Genomic DNA, 15,519 nt, shown 5'->3' with positions numbered 1-15,519 from the left:
ATGCGGCCAGTGCTGGCAGACTGGTACGTCGGCCCCGGTTCACGCCCCCGCAGCCCGCGGTGGCGACCCGGTGCCCTCCCGAAACTAGGAGACACCTTGAAGCGCGACATCCACCCCGAGTACGTCGAGACGCAGGTCTCCTGCACCTGCGGCGCGTCGTTCACCACCCGCAGCACGATCTCCAGCGGCACCATCCGCGCCGAGGTCTGCTCCGAGTGCCACCCGTTCTACACGGGCAAGCAGAAGATCCTCGACACCGGTGGCCGTGTGGCCCGCTTCGAGGCCCGCTTCGGCAAGGCTGCTGCCAAGAAGTAGCGAGCCACCAGCGCCGGTCCACGCCGTACTCCTCGGAGTGCGCCGGGACCGGCGTTTTTGGTCGCCCGCCCACCCCTTTCTTCACGCAGTTCAGGAGCCAAAGATGTTCGAGGCCGTCGAGGAGCTCGTCGGTGAGCACGCCGACCTGGAGAAGAAGCTCGCCGACCCGTCGGTCCACTCCGACCAGGCCAACGCGCGCAAGCTGAACAAGCGCTACGCCGAGCTCACCCCGATCGTCGCCACGTACCGCTCCTGGAAGCAGACCGGCGACGACATCGAGACCGCGCGCGAACTGGGCGCCGACGACCCGGAGTTCGCCGCCGAGGTCAAGGAGCTGGAGAAGGCCCGCGAGGACCTGACGGAGAAGCTGCGCCTCCTCCTCGTCCCGCGCGACCCCAGCGACGACAAGGACGTCATCCTCGAGATCAAGGCGGGCGCGGGCGGCGACGAGTCCGCGCTGTTCGCCGGCGACCTGCTGCGCATGTACCTGCGCTACGCCGAGCGCGTCGGGTGGAAGACCGAGATCATCGACGCCACCGAGTCCGAGCTGGGCGGCTACAAGGACGTCCAGGTCGCCGTGAAGACCAAGGGCGGCCAGGGCGCCACCGAGCCCGGACAGGGCGTGTGGGCCCGTCTGAAGTACGAGGGCGGCGTGCACCGGGTGCAGCGCGTCCCGGCGACGGAGTCCCAGGGCCGGATCCACACCTCCGCGGCCGGTGTGCTGGTCACGCCCGAGGCGGAGGAGGTCGACGTCGAGATCAACCCGAACGACCTGCGCATCGACGTGTACCGCTCCTCCGGGCCCGGCGGGCAGTCCGTCAACACCACCGACTCCGCCGTGCGCATCACGCACATTCCCACCGGAGTCGTCGCCTCCTGCCAGAACGAGAAGAGCCAGTTGCAGAACAAGGAGCAGGCCTTGCGTATCCTGCGCTCCAGGCTGCTCGCGGCGGCGCAGGAGGAGGCGGAGCGCAATGCCGCCGACGCCCGGCGCAGCCAGGTCCGCACCGTCGACCGCTCCGAGAAGATCCGTACGTACAACTTCCCGGAGAACCGCATCTCGGACCACCGCGTCGGCTTCAAGTCGTACAACCTGGACCAGGTCCTGGACGGCGACCTCGACGCGGTGATCCAGGCCTGTGTCGACGCGGACTCGGCAGCGAAGCTGGCGGCCGCGTAAGACACGTACGACCGAGTACGACACGGAGGACTTGCGTGCAGCCATCATTTGGGGGACGACCCCCAAACCCCCGCGGCCTGCTGCTCGCAGAGGTGGCCCAGGCCACCCAGCGGCTGGCCGACGCCGGCGTGCCCTCGCCGCGCAACGACGCGGAGGAGCTCGCCGCGTTCGTGCACGGCGTGAAGCGGGGCGAGCTGCACACCGTGAAGGACGCGGACTTCGACGCCCGCTACTGGGAGGTCATCGCGCGCCGTGAGCAGCGCGAGCCGCTCCAGCACATCACCGGCCTCGCCTACTTCCGGTACCTCGAACTCCAGGTGGGGCCCGGCGTGTTCGTGCCCCGCCCCGAGACCGAGTCCGTGGTCGGGTGGGCCATAGACGCCGTGCGCGCGATGGACGTCGTCGAGCCGTGCATCGTCGACCTGTGCACCGGCTCCGGTGCGATCGCGCTGGCCCTCGCCCAGGAGGTCCCGCGCTCCCGCGTGCACGCCGTGGAGCTGTCCGAGGAAGCGCTCAGGTGGACCCGCAAGAACGTCGAGGGATCGCGGGTCGACCTGCGTCAGGGCAACGCCCTCGACGCCTTCCCCGACCTCGACGGCCATGTCGACCTCGTCATCTCCAACCCGCCCTACATCCCGCTCACCGAGTGGGAGTACGTCGCCCCCGAGGCGCGGGACTACGATCCCGAACTCGCCCTGTTCTCCGGCGAGGACGGCCTCGACCTCATCCGCGGTCTGGAACGCACCGCACACCGGCTCCTGCGCCCCGGCGGGGTCGTCGTCATCGAGCACGCCGACACCCAGGGCGGCCAGGTGCCGTGGATCTTCACCGAGGAGCGGGGCTGGGCCGACGCGGCCGACCACCCCGACCTCAACAACCGTCCCCGGTTCGCCACGGCCCGCAAGGCGCTGCCGTGAGCACGCCCCGCACTTCCATCCCGCAGTACGTGTACGAGGAGGCCCGCTAGATATGGCACGGCGATACGACACCAACGACGCGACCGACCGCACGACCGGTCTGCGCGAAGCCGCGTCCGCCGTCCGCCGTGGCGAGCTCGTGGTCCTCCCGACCGACACGGTGTACGGCATCGGCGCCGACGCGTTCTCCTCCGAGGCCGTCCACGACCTCCTGGAGGCCAAGGGCCGGGGCCGCAACATGCCCACCCCCGTGCTGATCGGCTCCCCGAACACCCTCCACGGTCTCGTCACCGACTTCTCCGAGCTGGCCTGGGAGCTCGTCGACGCCTTCTGGCCGGGCGCACTCACGCTCGTCGCCAAGCACCAGCCGTCCCTCCAGTGGGACCTGGGCGACACCCGGGGCACGGTGGCCGTCCGGATGCCCCTGCACCCCGTCGCCATCGAGCTGCTGACCGAGGTCGGCCCCATGGCGGTCTCCTCCGCCAACCTGACCGGCCACCCGTCGCCGGAGAACTGCGACGCGGCCCAGGAGATGCTCGGCGATTCGGTCTCCGTCTACCTCGACGGCGGCCCGACCCCCGGCAACGTCCCCTCCTCGATCGTCGACGTCACCCGCGAGGTGCCCCTGCTGCTGCGCGCGGGCGCGATCTCCGCGGACGAGCTCAGGAAGGTCGTACCCGACCTCGAGGTGGCGAATTGACGGCCCCTGACGCGGGGCGTGGCATATGGGACGGGGAAGAGACGCGGACCTTCACAGGGCTCCCGCGTGACAGCTTCCGCATCCTCCACGTCAGCACCGGCAACGTCTGCCGCTCGCCGATCACCGAGCGGTTGACCCGGCATGCCCTGGCGGACCGGCTGGGCGACCCGCTGTGGGGCGGCCTGGTCGTGGAGAGCGCGGGGACCTGGGGCCACGAGGGCGCGCCCATGGAGGCCAACGCGGAGACCGTGCTGGCCGAGTTCGGCGCGGACCCCTCCGGCTTCACCGGACGGGAGCTGCTGGACGAACACGTGATCATGGCGGACCTGGTCCTGACCGCCACCCGCGACCACCGCCAGCAGGTGATCTCCATGGGCCACTCGGCGGGCCTGCGCACCTTCACCCTGAAGGAGTTCACCCGGCTGGTGAAGGCGATAGACCCGGCGACCCTGCCGCCCCTGGAGGACGGCCTGGTGGTCCGCGCCCGCGCCCTGGTCCGCGCGGCGGCCGCTCTACGCGGGTGGCTCCTGGCCCCGACCGCCGAGGCCGACGAGGTCTTCGACCCCTACGGCGCCCCGCTGACCTTCTTCCGCTCGATCGGCGACGAGATACACGAGGCGCTGGATCCGGTGGTCACGGCGCTGACGGGGGTGCCGGCGCGGGCCTGAGCGCCGCCCCTTCAGGGCGCTGTGCGCACCCGCGTGCACCAACGACCGAGCCTCTCACCGGCCTCCGGCCTACATTGGACGTACGTCACCGTCGACGCCCCGGAGTCCACCATGTCGGTCACCCATGCGCCCCAGACCGCCGAAGTCCTCGCGCGGCAGGACCCCGAGCTGGCCGAGATCCTGCTCGGGGAGCTCGACCGGCAGTCGTCGACCCTCCAGCTCGTCGCCGCCGAGAACTTCTGCTCGCCGGCCGTGCTGGCCGCGCTCGGCTCGCCACTGGCCAACAAGTACGCCGAGGGCTACCCGGGCGCCCGTCACCACGGCGGCTGCGAGATCGTCGACGTGGCCGAACGCCTCGCCGTGGACCGCGCCACGGCCCTCTTCGGCGCCGAGCACGCCAACGTGCAGTCCCACTCCGGCTCTTCGGCCGTCCTGGCCGCCTACGCCACGCTGCTGCGCCCCGGCGACACCGTCCTCGCCCTCGGCCTGCCCTACGGCGGCCACCTCACCCACGGCTCGCCCGCCAACTTCTCCGGCCGCTGGTTCGACTTCGTCCCCTACGGCGTGGACGCCGAGACCGGGCTCATCGACCACGACCAGGTGCGGACGCTGGCCCTGAACCACCGCCCCAAGGCCATCGTGTGCGGCTCCATCGCCTACCCCCGGCACATCGACTACGCCTTCTTCCGCGAGGTCGCCGACGAGGTGGGCGCGTACCTCATCGCCGACGCCGCCCACCCCATCGGACTCGTCGCCGGGGGAGCGGCGCCCAGTCCGGTGCCGTACGCCGACGTCGTCTGCGCCACCACGCACAAGGTGCTGCGCGGCCCCCGCGGCGGAATGATCCTGTGCGGGGGCGAGCTGGCCGAGCGGGTCGACCGGGCCGTCTTCCCGTTCACCCAGGGCGGCGCCCAGATGCACACCATCGCCGCGAAGGCGGTCGCGTTCGGGGAGGCGGCGACACCGGCGTTCACCGCGTATGCCCATCAGGTGGTCGCCAACGCGCGGGTGCTCGCGGCCGGACTGGCCGACGAGGGTCTCGCGGTCACCACCGGCGGCACCGACACCCACCTCGTGACGGCCGATCCGGCACCGCTCGGCGTGGACGGCCGCACGGCACGGGGCCGGCTCGCGGCCGCGGGGATGGTGCTCGACTGCTGTGCGCTGCCGCACGCGGACACCCGCGGACTGCGCCTGGGCACCGCAGCGGTCACCACCCAGGGCATGGCCGAGAAGGAGATGACGCGGATCGCCGCCCTGCTCGCGGGGGTGGTGCGCGGCGAGGTCGAGAGCGCCCGGGCACGTGAAGAAGTGCGGGACCTGGTCGGCGGATTTCCGCCGTATCCGGCCTGAGCGAGGGTATCCGCACCTGCGTGCACAGCCGCACGTGCAACCATCGGCCCTACCCGGAAGTCCACAACCATATGCGTGCGTCGCTAGGGTGTGGGGCTGAGATGGCCAGCGAGACCTGTGGGGAAGCCTGTGCGTGAATACCTGCTGACGCTCTGCATCACGGCCGCGGTGACGTATCTGCTGACAGGGCCGGTACGGAAGTTCGCGATCGTGGCCGGAGCGATGCCGGAGATCAGGGCCCGTGACGTGCACCGGGAACCGACTCCGCGGCTCGGCGGTATCGCCATGTTCTTCGGACTGTGCGCGGGCCTGCTGGTCGCCGACCACCTGACCAACCTCAGCGAGGTCTTCGAGAAGTCGAACGAACCGCGGGCGCTGCTCTCCGGGGCGGCCCTGATCTGGCTGATCGGCGTCCTGGACGACAAGTTCGAGATCGACGCCCTGATCAAGCTGGGCGGCCAGATGATCGCCGCGGGCGTGATGGTCATGCAGGGTCTGACGATCCTGTGGCTGCCCATCCCCAGCGTCGGCTCGGTCGCGCTGACCCAGTGGCAGGGCACCCTGCTGACGGTCGCGCTCGTCGTCATCACCATCAACGCGGTCAACTTCGTCGACGGCCTCGACGGTCTCGCGGCCGGCATGGTCTGCATCGCGGCGGCGGCGTTCTTCCTGTACGCCTACCGCATCTGGTACTCGTACGGCATCGAGGCGGCCGCCCCGGCCACGCTGTTCTCGGCGATCCTGATGGGCATGTGCCTGGGCTTCCTGCCGCACAACATGCACCCGGCGCGGATCTTCATGGGCGACTCGGGCTCGATGCTCATCGGGCTGGTGCTGGCCGCGGGGGCGATCTCCATCACCGGGCAGATCGACCCGGACGCCCTGAAGCTGTTCGCCGGGTCCGAGAAGGCGGCCGTGCACCAGACGGTCCCCGTCTACATCCCGCTGCTGCTGCCGCTGACCATCATCGCGGTGCCGGCCGCCGACCTGATCTCGGCGATCGTGCGCCGCACCTGGCGCGGCCAGTCGCCGTTCGCCGCCGACCGCGGGCATCTGCACCACCGGCTCCTGGAGATCGGGCACTCGCACAGCCGGGCCGTGTGGATCATGTACTTCTGGTCGGCGCTGATCGCGTTCGGCTCGCTCGCCTACTCGGTCAACTCCGCGTCCATGTGGATCGTGCTCGGCGTCGTGTTCCTCAGCGCGATCGGTCTGGTGCTGCTCCTGCTGCCGCGCTTCACGCCGCGCGTCCCGATGTGGGCCCAGCACCTCGTGCCGCCGCGCTACCGCCGTCGCAGGCGGGCCGCGGTGGAGGAGCCCGTGGAGGTGGAACAGCGCGCCCCGGTGGCCGTGGGAGTGGCGGGTGTCAACGGCGCGACCGCGCTGGGCGCCCGTTCGCACGTCCCGGAGAGGCGTAAGGCCGAGACCTCGCGCTGACGCCCAAGGTAAGAATCTGACTAAAGCATTGCCAACGCGTGGGAGTTCGGCGGGGCGACAAATCGCCCTTATACCAGACAACTCGGCCGCGTTTCCGCACAGACGCGCAGCTTCACTCTCATGTGTGACAGCGGGCACACCTTCTAGGTAAAGACCGCATCAAATAGTTTGTGATACGGTTCACGAGAACCCGGGACAGAGCCGAAGGACCGTAGTGCGACGGTCCCTTGGCGTGAGGGTCACTCTCAGCCCGGGACTACGCTCGTCCATGACGACACACCCCCCCCCTTTTGAAAGCGGAGTTGCCGCCATGCCGTCCAACGACGTCCGGATCCTGGCTCAGGCCGCCGTGCCCACGGCCGCCGTCGGCGCTGTCGCCGCCGTCGTCAGTGGTGTGGTCGCCGGTGGCAAGGGTGCGGTCGGGGCGGGAGTGGCGACGCTGGTCGTGATCCTCTTCATGGGCATCGGCCTCTACGTCCTGCAGCGCACTGCCAAATCGCTTCCGCACCTCTTCCAGGCGATGGGCCTGATGCTCTACACGGCTCAGATCCTGCTGCTGTTCGTCTTCGTCGCGGTGTTCAAGAACACCACGCTGTTCCACCCCAAGGCTTTCGCTCTCACGCTCGTCGTCGGCACCCTCACCTGGATCGCCGCACAGACACGCGCCCACATGAAGTCCAAGATCCTCTACGTCGAACCCGATTCGGGCACCAAGCCCGAAAAAACCGGGCACTCGTCGTGAGAGGTAGGGCCGGGATAAATGCGACTGAGAGACCCTGCTATCGTCCGGTGCCAACTGCGGCATCGCGGGCGCGGGCATCCGAGCTGACGCCTGCTCGAACGCGAGGCTCGATGCCCCCCGGCCGCCCCCACATCCGTTACACCAGTCCCGTGCCGAACTGCGGCCTACCGCCGCGCCGACACAACGAGGTTGCCGTACCTATGCGCCACGACGAAGGAGCCCGCGGTGAGTGCTGACCCGACGCAGACGCTCGCTTTCGACACGAGCTGTCACCTGTTCGACGGGTGTGGCTTCCCGGCTCCGGGCCTGCACTCGTTCATGTTCGAGCCCCTGTGGGGCGACGCGGACGGCAACGGCCTCTACTTCAACAAGCCGATGCTGCTGGCCCTGCTCGGCTCGGTCATCATCGTGGGCTTCTTCTGGGCCGCCTTCGCCCGCCCGAAGGTCGTCCCCGGCAAGCTCCAGATGATCGCCGAGGCCGGCTACGACTTCGTCCGCCGCGGCGTCGTCTACGAGACGATCGGCAAGAAGGAGGGCGAGAAGTACGTACCGCTCGCCGTCTCGCTGTTCTTCTTCATCTGGATGCTGAACCTGTGGTCGATCATCCCGGTCGCCTCCTTCCCGGTGACGTCGATCATCGCCTACCCGGCCGTCCTGGCCGCGGTCGTCTACATCACCTGGGTCTCGCTGACGTTCAAGCGGCACGGCTTCGTCGGGTTCTTCAAGAACGTGACGGGCTACGACAAGTCGCTCGGCGCCGTGCTCCCGCTCGCCATGGTCATCGAGTTCTTCTCGAACCTGCTGGTGCGCCCCTTCACGCACGCGGTGCGACTGTTCGCGAACATGTTCGCCGGCCACACCCTGCTGCTCCTCTTCACGATCGCTAGCTGGTACATGCTGAACGGCATCGGCATCGCCTACTCCGGCGTCTCGTTCGTGATGGTCATCGTGATGACGGCCTTCGAGCTCTTCATCCAGGCGGTCCAGGCGTACGTCTTCGTCCTCCTGACCTGCACCTACATCCAGGGCGCGCTCGCCGAGCACCACTGAGCACCGTCCCGCCACACCCCAGAGACATCCGGTGGCCAACCCCCACCGGTCACTGAAAGAGAAGGAAGAACCGGCATGTCCGCTCTCCAGACCCTCGCTGCGGTCGAAGGCAACCTCGGCTCCATCGGTTACGGCCTCGCCGCGATCGGCCCGGGCGTCGGCGTCGGCATCATCTTCGGCAACGGCACCCAGGCCCTCGCCCGCCAGCCCGAGGCGGCCGGCCTCATCCGCGGTAACCAGATCCTCGGCTTCGCGTTCTGTGAGGCGCTGGCCCTCATCGGCCTCGTCATGCCGTTCGTCTACTAAGACGAACCACGACGACAGCCCCATTCGACGAAAGGCACTGATGTGAACCACGCACTGGTTCAGCTTGCGGCCGAGGCGGAGAAGGAGAATCCCCTCATTCCGCCGTGGCCGGAGCTCGTCATCGGCCTGATCGCCTTCGTCATCGTCTTCGGCTTCCTCGCCAAGAAGCTCCTCCCGACCATCAACAAGGTTCTGGAAGAGCGTCGCGAGGCCATCGAGGGCGGTATCGAGAAGGCCGAGGCCGCGCAGACCGAGGCCCAGAGCGTCCTTGAGCAGTACAAGGCACAGCTCGCCGAGGCCCGCCACGAGGCCGCGCGCCTGCGCCAGGAGGCTCAGGAGCAGGGCGCCACGCTCATCGCCGAGATGCGCGCGGAAGGCCAGCGGCAGCGCGAGGAGATCGTCGCCGCCGGTCACGCGCAGATCGAGGCAGACCGCAAGGCCGCGTCCGCCGCGCTTCGCCAGGACGTCGGCAAGCTCGCCACCGACCTGGCCGGCAAGCTCGTCGGTGAGTCCCTCGAGGACCACGCCCGGCAGAGCCGCGTGATCGACCGCTTCCTCGACGACCTCGAGGAGACGGCTGAGGCGGCCCGATGACTATGCACGGAGCGAGCCGCGAGGCCCTGGCAGCCGCACGCGAGCGTCTCGACGCACTGACGGACAACACGTCCGTGGACGCCGGCTCGCTCGCCGACGAGCTGGCCGCCGTCACCGCGCTGCTCGACCGCGAGGTGTCGCTGCGTCGGGTCCTGACCGACCCGGCGCAGGCCGGCGAGGCCAAGGCCGACCTGGCCCAGCGCCTGATCGGCACGCAGGTCGGTGGCGCGGCCGCGGACCTGGTGGCCGGGATGGTGCGCTCCCGCTGGTCGCAGTCGCGCGACCTGGTGGACGCGCTGGAGGAGCTGGCGAACCTCGCCGACCTCACCGCCGCCCAGCGGCGGGGCAAGCTCGACAACGTCGAGGACGAGCTGTTCCGGTTCGGCCGGATCGTCTCCTCGAACACCGAGCTGCGCGCCGCGCTGACGAACCGCGCCGCGACGGCGGCGGCCAAGGGCGAGCTGCTGCGCAGCCTGCTCGGCGGCCGTGCCGAGTCGACGACCGAGCGTCTGGTGACGCGCCTTGTGGCCGCGCCCCGGGGACGTAGCCTGGAGGCGGGACTGGAGTCCCTGTCCAAGCTCGCCGCCGAGCGCCGGGACCGCATGGTGGCCGTCGTCACCTCGGCGGTTCCGCTGAGCGACCCGCAGAAGCAGCGTCTGGGCGGTGCCCTGGCGAAGCTCTACGGCCGCCCGATGCACCTCAACCTCGACGTGGACCCCGAGGTCCTCGGCGGGATCCGGGTGCAGGTCGGTGACGAGGTCATCAACGGCGCCGTCGCGGACCGCATCGAGGACGCCGGCCGCCGCCTGGCGGGCTAGCAGCAACTTCATAGCAGTACGTACGGACGACGGCCCTGGTTGGGCCGTACATGAAGAATCCTGGGGGTCGCCCCCAGACCCCCAAAGTGAAACTTCGGGCCCAACAAGGAGAGCAGGGAACCCAGATGGCGGAGCTCACGATCCGGCCGGAGGAGATCCGGGACGCGCTGGAGAACTTCGTCCAGTCGTACAAGCCGGACGCGGCCTCGCGCGAGGAGGTCGGTACGGTCACCCTTGCCGGCGACGGCATCGCGAAGGTCGAGGGTCTGCCCTCGGCCATGGCCAACGAACTGCTGAAGTTCGAGGACGGCACCCTCGGCCTCGCGCTCAACCTGGAAGAGCGCGAGATCGGCGCCATCGTCCTCGGTGAGTTCAGCGGCATCGAGGAGGGTCAGCCGGTCTCCCGTACCGGTGAGGTCCTCTCCGTGGCCGTCGGCGAGGGCTACCTCGGCCGCGTCGTCGACCCGCTCGGCAACCCCATCGACGGCCTCGGCGAGATCGAGACCAGCGGTCGCCGCGCCCTCGAGCTGCAGGCTCCGGGCGTCATGGCCCGTAAGTCGGTGCACGAGCCGATGGAGACCGGCTACAAGGCCGTCGACGCCATGACCCCGATCGGCCGTGGCCAGCGCCAGCTCATCATCGGTGACCGTCAGACCGGCAAGACCGCCCTGGCCGTCGACACGATCATCAACCAGCGTGACAACTGGCGCTCCGGCGACCCGAAGAAGCAGGTCCGCTGCGTCTACGTCGCCATCGGCCAGAAGGGCTCGACCATCGCCTCCGTGCGTGGCGCCCTCGAAGAGGCCGGCGCGCTGGAGTACACGACCATCGTCGCCGCCCCGGCGTCCGACCCGGCCGGCTTCAAGTACCTGGCGCCGTACACCGGTTCGGCCATCGGCCAGCAGTGGATGTACGAGGGCAAGCACGTCCTCATCATCTTCGACGACCTCTCGAAGCAGGCCGACGCCTACCGCGCCGTGTCCCTGCTGCTGCGCCGCCCGCCGGGGCGTGAGGCCTACCCGGGTGACGTCTTCTACCTGCACTCGCGTCTCCTGGAGCGCTGCGCCAAGCTCTCCGACGAGATGGGTGCCGGCTCGATGACCGGTCTGCCGATCGTCGAGACCAAGGCCAACGACGTCTCGGCGTTCATCCCGACCAACGTCATCTCCATCACCGACGGCCAGTGCTTCCTGGAGTCGGACCTGTTCAACGCCGGTCAGCGCCCCGCGCTGAACGTCGGTATCTCCGTCTCCCGAGTCGGTGGTTCCGCGCAGCACAAGGCGATGAAGCAGGTCTCCGGCCGACTGCGCGTGGACCTCGCCCAGTTCCGTGAGCTGGAGGCGTTCGCCGCCTTCGGTTCCGACCTGGACGCCGCGTCGAAGGCGCAGCTCGAGCGGGGCCAGCGCATGGTCGAGCTGCTGAAGCAGGCCCAGTACCAGCCGATGGCGACCGAGGACCAGGTCGTCTCCGTCTGGGCCGGCACCACCGGCAAGATGGACGACGTGCCGGTCAACGACATCCGCCGCTTCGAGAAGGAGCTCCTGGAGTACCTGCACCGCAAGGAGCAGGGCCTCATGACCTCCATCAAGGAGGGCGGCAAGATGTCGGACGACACCCTCACCGCTGTTGCCGACGCGATCGCCGACTTCAAGAAGCAGTTCGAGACCTCGGACGGCAAGCTTCTCGGCGAGGACGCCCCGGCCGCGGCCAAGTGACGTAAGGAAGGGACCTGACTCATGGGAGCCCAGCTCCGGGTCTACAAGCGTCGCATCCGATCCGTCACCGCGACCAAGAAGATCACCAAGGCGATGGAGATGATCGCCGCCTCGCGCGTCATCAAGGCGCAGCGCAAGGTGGCGGCCTCCACGCCGTACGCGACCGAGCTCACCCGCGCGGTCACGGCGGTCGGTACCGGGTCGAACACCAGGCACCCGCTGACCACGAAGGCCGACACGGTCACGCGGTCCGCGGTGCTGCTCCTGACGAGCGACCGCGGTCTGGCCGGCGCCTTCAACTCCAACGCCATCAAGGCCGCGGAGCAGCTCACGGCGCGGCTGGAGCGCGAGGGCCAGGAGGTCGAGATCTACGTCGTCGGCCGCCGTGGTGTCGCGCACTACAACTTCCGTGAGCGCAAGATCGCGGAGTCGTGGAGCGGCTTCACGGACGAGCCCACGTACGCGGACGCCAAGAAGGTCGCGGGCCCGCTGATCGAGGCCATCGAGAAGGACACGGCCGAGGGTGGTGTGGACGAACTCCACATCGTCTTCACCGAGTTCGTCTCGATGATGACGCAGACGGCGCTCGACGACCGTCTGCTGCCGCTCAGCCTCGAAGAGGTGGCCAAGGAGGCCAAGCCGCAGGGCGAGATCCTCCCGCTCTACGACTTCGAGCCCTCGGCGGAGGACGTCCTCGACGCCCTGCTGCCGCGGTACGTGGAGAGCCGTATCTACAACGCGCTGCTCCAGTCGGCCGCCTCCAAGCACGCCGCCACGCGGCGCGCGATGAAGTCGGCCACCGACAACGCGGGAGAGCTCATCACCACGCTCTCCCGACTTGCCAACGCGGCCCGCCAGGCCGAAATCACCCAGGAAATCAGCGAGATCGTCGGTGGCTCCGCAGCCCTGGCCGACGCGACCGCGGGGAGTGACAGGTAATGACGACGACAGTTGAGACGGCCGTTGCCACGGGCCGCGTCGCCCGGGTCATCGGCCCGGTCGTCGACGTGGAGTTCCCCGTCGACGCGATGCCGGAGATTTACAACGCCCTTCACGTCGAGGTGGCCGACCCGGCCCAGGACGGCGCGAAGAAGACGCTGACCCTGGAGGTCGCCCAGCACCTGGGTGACGGCCTGGTCCGCACCATCTCCATGCAGCCCACCGACGGTCTGGTCCGCCAGGCCGCGGTCACCGACACCGGCACGGGCATCACCGTCCCGGTCGGCGACTTCACCAAGGGCAAGGTGTTCAACACCCTCGGTGAGGTGCTGAACGTCGACGAGACCTACGACGGCGAGCGCTGGTCCATCCACCGCAAGGCCCCGAACTTCGACGAGCTCGAGTCGAAGACCGAGATGTTCGAGACCGGCGTCAAGGTCATCGACCTTCTCACCCCGTACGTCAAGGGTGGAAAGATCGGTCTGTTCGGTGGTGCCGGCGTCGGCAAGACGGTGCTCATCCAGGAGATGATCTACCGCGTCGCCAACAACCACGACGGTGTCTCCGTGTTCGCCGGTGTCGGTGAGCGCACCCGTGAGGGCAACGACCTGATCGAGGAGATGTCGGACTCCGGCGTCATCGACAAGACCGCGCTGGTCTTCGGCCAGATGGACGAGCCCCCGGGCACCCGTCTGCGCGTGGCCCTCGCCGGTCTGACCATGGCGGAGTACTTCCGCGATGTGCAGAAGCAGGACGTGCTGTTCTTCATCGACAACATCTTCCGCTTCACGCAGGCCGGTTCCGAGGTGTCGACCCTGCTCGGCCGTATGCCCTCCGCGGTGGGCTACCAGCCGAACCTGGCCGACGAGATGGGTCTCCTCCAGGAGCGCATCACCTCGACCCGTGGTCACTCGATCACCTCGATGCAGGCGATCTACGTCCCCGCGGACGACCTGACCGACCCGGCCCCGGCCACCACCTTCGCCCACCTCGACGCGACGACGGTGCTCTCCCGTCCGATCTCCGAGAAGGGCATCTACCCGGCCGTGGACCCGCTGGACTCCACGTCCCGCATCCTGGACCCGCGCTACATCGCGCAGGACCACTACGAGACCGCCATGCGCGTCAAGGGGATCCTCCAGAAGTACAAGGACCTCCAGGACATCATCGCGATCCTCGGCATCGACGAGCTCAGCGAGGAGGACAAGCTGGTCGTCCAGCGTGCCCGCCGCGTCGAGCGCTTCCTGTCGCAGAACACCCACGTCGCCAAGCAGTTCACCGGCGTCGACGGTTCGGACGTGCCGCTGGACGAGTCGATCACCGCGTTCAACGCGATCTGTGACGGCGAGTTCGACCACTTCCCGGAGCAGGCGTTCTTCATGTGCGGTGGCCTGGAGGACCTCAAGGCCAACGCCAAGGAGCTCGGCGTCTCCTGAACGCCCTGAGTTCGAAGTGAACCCTGTGGTTCACACCTGAGGGGGCGGGGCACGTCCCGCCCCCTCTTTCACGCCCACTAGACTTGTAACCAACACCCGGCAGACCCGCCGGGTGGTGACCCGAGGAGCCACCTTGGCTGCTGAGCTGCACGTCGCGCTGGTCGCGGCCGACCGAGAGGTCTGGTCCGGCGAGGCCACCCTGGTCGTCGCGCGCACCACGTCCGGCGACATCGGCGTCATGCCCGGTCACCAGCCGCTGCTCGGTGTGCTGGAGTCGGGCCCGGTGACCATCCGTACGAGCGACGGCGGGACGGTCGTCGCCGCGGTGCACGGCGGTTTCATCTCGTTCGCGGACAACAAGCTGTCGCTGCTGGCCGAGATCGCCGAGCTGTCGGACGAGATCGACGTCCAGCGCGCGGAGCGGGAGCTGGAGCGCGCGAAGGCGGAGGGCGACGCCGCCGCCGAGCGTCGCGCGGACGTACGACTGCGCGCGGCGACTTCGCGCTGAACCAGCGCGGAGCCGTATGACGTCACTCAGCCGCGGCCGGCACCGGAGCGATCCGGAGCCGGTCGCGGCTGAGGCAGATCTGGATGTTTTTTCCGTTCCGTTACCTATTGAAGGTACCTAGGAGACGAGGAGGTCGGTGCCGATGGTCCTCGCTCTGACTGTGTGCGGAATCGTCGTGGCCCTGGTGGTACTGGGGCTGTTCGTCTTCGGTCTGCGGCGCAGACTCATCCAGCGCTCCGGTGGCACCTTCGACTGTTCCCTGCGCTGGGACGTGCCGGAGAAGACCGACACCAGCGGCAAGGGCTGGAGCTACGGCGTGGCCCGCTACAACGGCGACCGCGTCGAGTGGTACCGCGTCTTCTCCTACGCGTATCGCCCGCGCCGCGTCCTGGAGCGGGCCGCGATCGAGGTCGCCGGCCGCCGACTCCCCGACGGGGAGGAGGAGATGGCCCTTCTCTCCGACGCCGTGATCCTGACCTGTCTGCACCGCGGCACGCGTCTCGAGCTCGCCATGAGCGAGGACGCGCTGACCGGGTTCCTGGCCTGGCTGGAGGCAGCTCCCCCCGGTCAGCGTGTCAACGTGGCCTGAGCCGAGGGTCACGGTGACCGTGACGGGCCAGGCGGCCAGGAGTGCCGCGACCGTCGTCCCGGCGAACATGCCCACATAGGCCGTCCTGGGCCTGGCCGACGGCCTGCCGGACTGTCGCCTGTTGGTTGACCTGCGTTTCATTCTTCCCCCCGAATGAGTCATTCCGCTTGCGGTCGAGATAGCGATTGTTCCCGTTCGGGAGCTGTCTCTCGGCCGCCGATGGTCCCTCGGTGAGGGCCGAACGGCCCTGGG

17 protein-coding genes are annotated in these 15,519 nt (G+C 68.9%); all 17 read left to right on the top strand.

Features of this window, described 5'->3' with window-relative positions:
* Positions 1–96 precede the first annotated feature (96 nt).
* The 17 genes from rpmE (at position 97) to ACZ66S_RS05145 (ending at position 15,267) form a co-directional block, all read left to right on the top strand.
* The gene (rpmE, locus tag ACZ66S_RS05225; protein ID WP_007384712.1) at positions 97–315 is read left to right on the top strand and encodes a 50S ribosomal protein L31; all 219 of its coding nucleotides are present in this window, start codon (positions 97–99) and stop codon (positions 313–315) included.
* Between the two features lie 103 nt (positions 316–418).
* A complete protein-coding gene (prfA, locus tag ACZ66S_RS05220; RefSeq protein ID WP_469899789.1) occupies positions 419–1,495 on the top strand; it encodes a peptide chain release factor 1 in 1,077 nt (358 codons plus the stop codon).
* Between the two features lie 77 nt (positions 1,496–1,572).
* Positions 1,573–2,412 (top strand): peptide chain release factor N(5)-glutamine methyltransferase, encoded by an 840-nt coding sequence (prmC, locus tag ACZ66S_RS05215; RefSeq protein ID WP_469900848.1) that lies wholly within the window; start codon positions 1,573–1,575, stop codon positions 2,410–2,412.
* Between the two features lie 52 nt (positions 2,413–2,464).
* Complete coding sequence (locus ACZ66S_RS05210) at positions 2,465–3,112, top strand: L-threonylcarbamoyladenylate synthase (RefSeq protein ID WP_037721443.1); 648 nt, start codon at positions 2,465–2,467, stop codon at positions 3,110–3,112.
* On the top strand, positions 3,109–3,780 hold the full coding sequence (locus tag ACZ66S_RS05205) for an arsenate reductase/protein-tyrosine-phosphatase family protein (RefSeq protein WP_469899788.1): 672 nt from the start codon (positions 3,109–3,111) through the stop codon (positions 3,778–3,780). The genes ACZ66S_RS05210 and ACZ66S_RS05205 overlap by 4 nt, the downstream gene beginning before the upstream one ends.
* A gap of 111 nt (positions 3,781–3,891) precedes the next feature.
* On the top strand, positions 3,892–5,133 hold the full coding sequence (locus tag ACZ66S_RS05200; RefSeq protein WP_469899786.1) for a serine hydroxymethyltransferase: 1,242 nt from the start codon (positions 3,892–3,894) through the stop codon (positions 5,131–5,133).
* Between the two features lie 129 nt (positions 5,134–5,262).
* Complete coding sequence (locus ACZ66S_RS05195) at positions 5,263–6,570, top strand: MraY family glycosyltransferase (protein ID WP_469899785.1); 1,308 nt, start codon at positions 5,263–5,265, stop codon at positions 6,568–6,570.
* Positions 6,571–6,880: 310 nt separating this feature from the next.
* The gene (locus tag ACZ66S_RS05190) at positions 6,881–7,312 is read left to right on the top strand and encodes a hypothetical protein (RefSeq protein ID WP_212669926.1); all 432 of its coding nucleotides are present in this window, start codon (positions 6,881–6,883) and stop codon (positions 7,310–7,312) included.
* Between the two features lie 225 nt (positions 7,313–7,537).
* Positions 7,538–8,362, top strand: coding sequence for a F0F1 ATP synthase subunit A (gene atpB / locus ACZ66S_RS05185; RefSeq protein WP_469899783.1), 825 nt, complete (start codon positions 7,538–7,540; stop codon positions 8,360–8,362).
* A 75-nt stretch (positions 8,363–8,437) separates the two neighbouring features.
* The gene (locus ACZ66S_RS05180; RefSeq protein ID WP_031040683.1) at positions 8,438–8,668 is read left to right on the top strand and encodes an ATP synthase subunit c family protein; all 231 of its coding nucleotides are present in this window, start codon (positions 8,438–8,440) and stop codon (positions 8,666–8,668) included.
* A 42-nt stretch (positions 8,669–8,710) separates the two neighbouring features.
* Positions 8,711–9,262 carry a F0F1 ATP synthase subunit B gene (locus ACZ66S_RS05175; protein WP_469899781.1) on the top strand — a complete coding sequence of 184 codons (552 nt, stop codon included), beginning with the start codon at positions 8,711–8,713 and terminating at the stop codon, positions 9,260–9,262.
* Positions 9,263–9,264: 2 nt separating this feature from the next.
* A complete protein-coding gene (locus ACZ66S_RS05170) occupies positions 9,265–10,080 on the top strand; it encodes a F0F1 ATP synthase subunit delta (RefSeq protein ID WP_469900847.1) in 816 nt (271 codons plus the stop codon).
* 125 nt (positions 10,081–10,205) lie between these two features.
* Complete coding sequence (atpA, locus tag ACZ66S_RS05165) at positions 10,206–11,795, top strand: F0F1 ATP synthase subunit alpha (protein WP_125189021.1); 1,590 nt, start codon at positions 10,206–10,208, stop codon at positions 11,793–11,795.
* A gap of 21 nt (positions 11,796–11,816) precedes the next feature.
* Positions 11,817–12,734 carry a F0F1 ATP synthase subunit gamma gene (locus tag ACZ66S_RS05160; RefSeq protein WP_469899779.1) on the top strand — a complete coding sequence of 306 codons (918 nt, stop codon included), beginning with the start codon at positions 11,817–11,819 and terminating at the stop codon, positions 12,732–12,734.
* On the top strand, positions 12,734–14,170 hold the full coding sequence (gene atpD, locus ACZ66S_RS05155; RefSeq protein ID WP_469899778.1) for a F0F1 ATP synthase subunit beta: 1,437 nt from the start codon (positions 12,734–12,736) through the stop codon (positions 14,168–14,170). The genes ACZ66S_RS05160 and atpD overlap by 1 nt, the downstream gene beginning before the upstream one ends.
* 133 nt (positions 14,171–14,303) lie before the next feature.
* Positions 14,304–14,678: a F0F1 ATP synthase subunit epsilon gene (locus ACZ66S_RS05150; RefSeq protein WP_037721615.1), complete on the top strand. Its 375-nt coding sequence runs from the start codon at positions 14,304–14,306 to the stop codon at positions 14,676–14,678.
* A gap of 142 nt (positions 14,679–14,820) precedes the next feature.
* Positions 14,821–15,267 (top strand): DUF2550 domain-containing protein, encoded by a 447-nt coding sequence (locus ACZ66S_RS05145; RefSeq protein WP_355751279.1) that lies wholly within the window; start codon positions 14,821–14,823, stop codon positions 15,265–15,267.
* Positions 15,268–15,519: the final 252 nt, after the last annotated feature.

It is taken from the genome of Streptomyces sp. NPDC107471, from assembly GCF_055582845.1.
The sequence above is the reverse complement of the archived record's forward strand: the minus strand, read 5'-3'. Positions and strand labels throughout refer to the sequence as shown.

Excerpts from the sequence above, each read along its gene's own strand:
- prfA (WP_469899789.1), top strand. The coding sequence starts at position 419 with ATGTTCGAGGCCGTCGAGGAGCTCGTCGGTGAGCACGCCGACCTGGAG.
- ACZ66S_RS05210 (WP_037721443.1), top strand. The coding sequence starts at position 2,465 with ATGGCACGGCGATACGACACCAACGACGCGACCGACCGCACGACCGGT.
- ACZ66S_RS05200 (WP_469899786.1), top strand. The coding sequence starts at position 3,892 with ATGTCGGTCACCCATGCGCCCCAGACCGCCGAAGTCCTCGCGCGGCAG.
- ACZ66S_RS05190 (WP_212669926.1), top strand. The coding sequence starts at position 6,881 with ATGCCGTCCAACGACGTCCGGATCCTGGCTCAGGCCGCCGTGCCCACG.
- ACZ66S_RS05180 (WP_031040683.1), top strand. The coding sequence starts at position 8,438 with ATGTCCGCTCTCCAGACCCTCGCTGCGGTCGAAGGCAACCTCGGCTCC.
- ACZ66S_RS05170 (WP_469900847.1), top strand. The coding sequence starts at position 9,265 with ATGCACGGAGCGAGCCGCGAGGCCCTGGCAGCCGCACGCGAGCGTCTC.
- atpA (WP_125189021.1), top strand. The coding sequence starts at position 10,206 with ATGGCGGAGCTCACGATCCGGCCGGAGGAGATCCGGGACGCGCTGGAG.
- ACZ66S_RS05160 (WP_469899779.1), top strand. The coding sequence starts at position 11,817 with ATGGGAGCCCAGCTCCGGGTCTACAAGCGTCGCATCCGATCCGTCACC.
- atpD (WP_469899778.1), top strand. The coding sequence starts at position 12,734 with ATGACGACGACAGTTGAGACGGCCGTTGCCACGGGCCGCGTCGCCCGG.
- ACZ66S_RS05145 (WP_355751279.1), top strand. The coding sequence starts at position 14,821 with ATGGTCCTCGCTCTGACTGTGTGCGGAATCGTCGTGGCCCTGGTGGTA.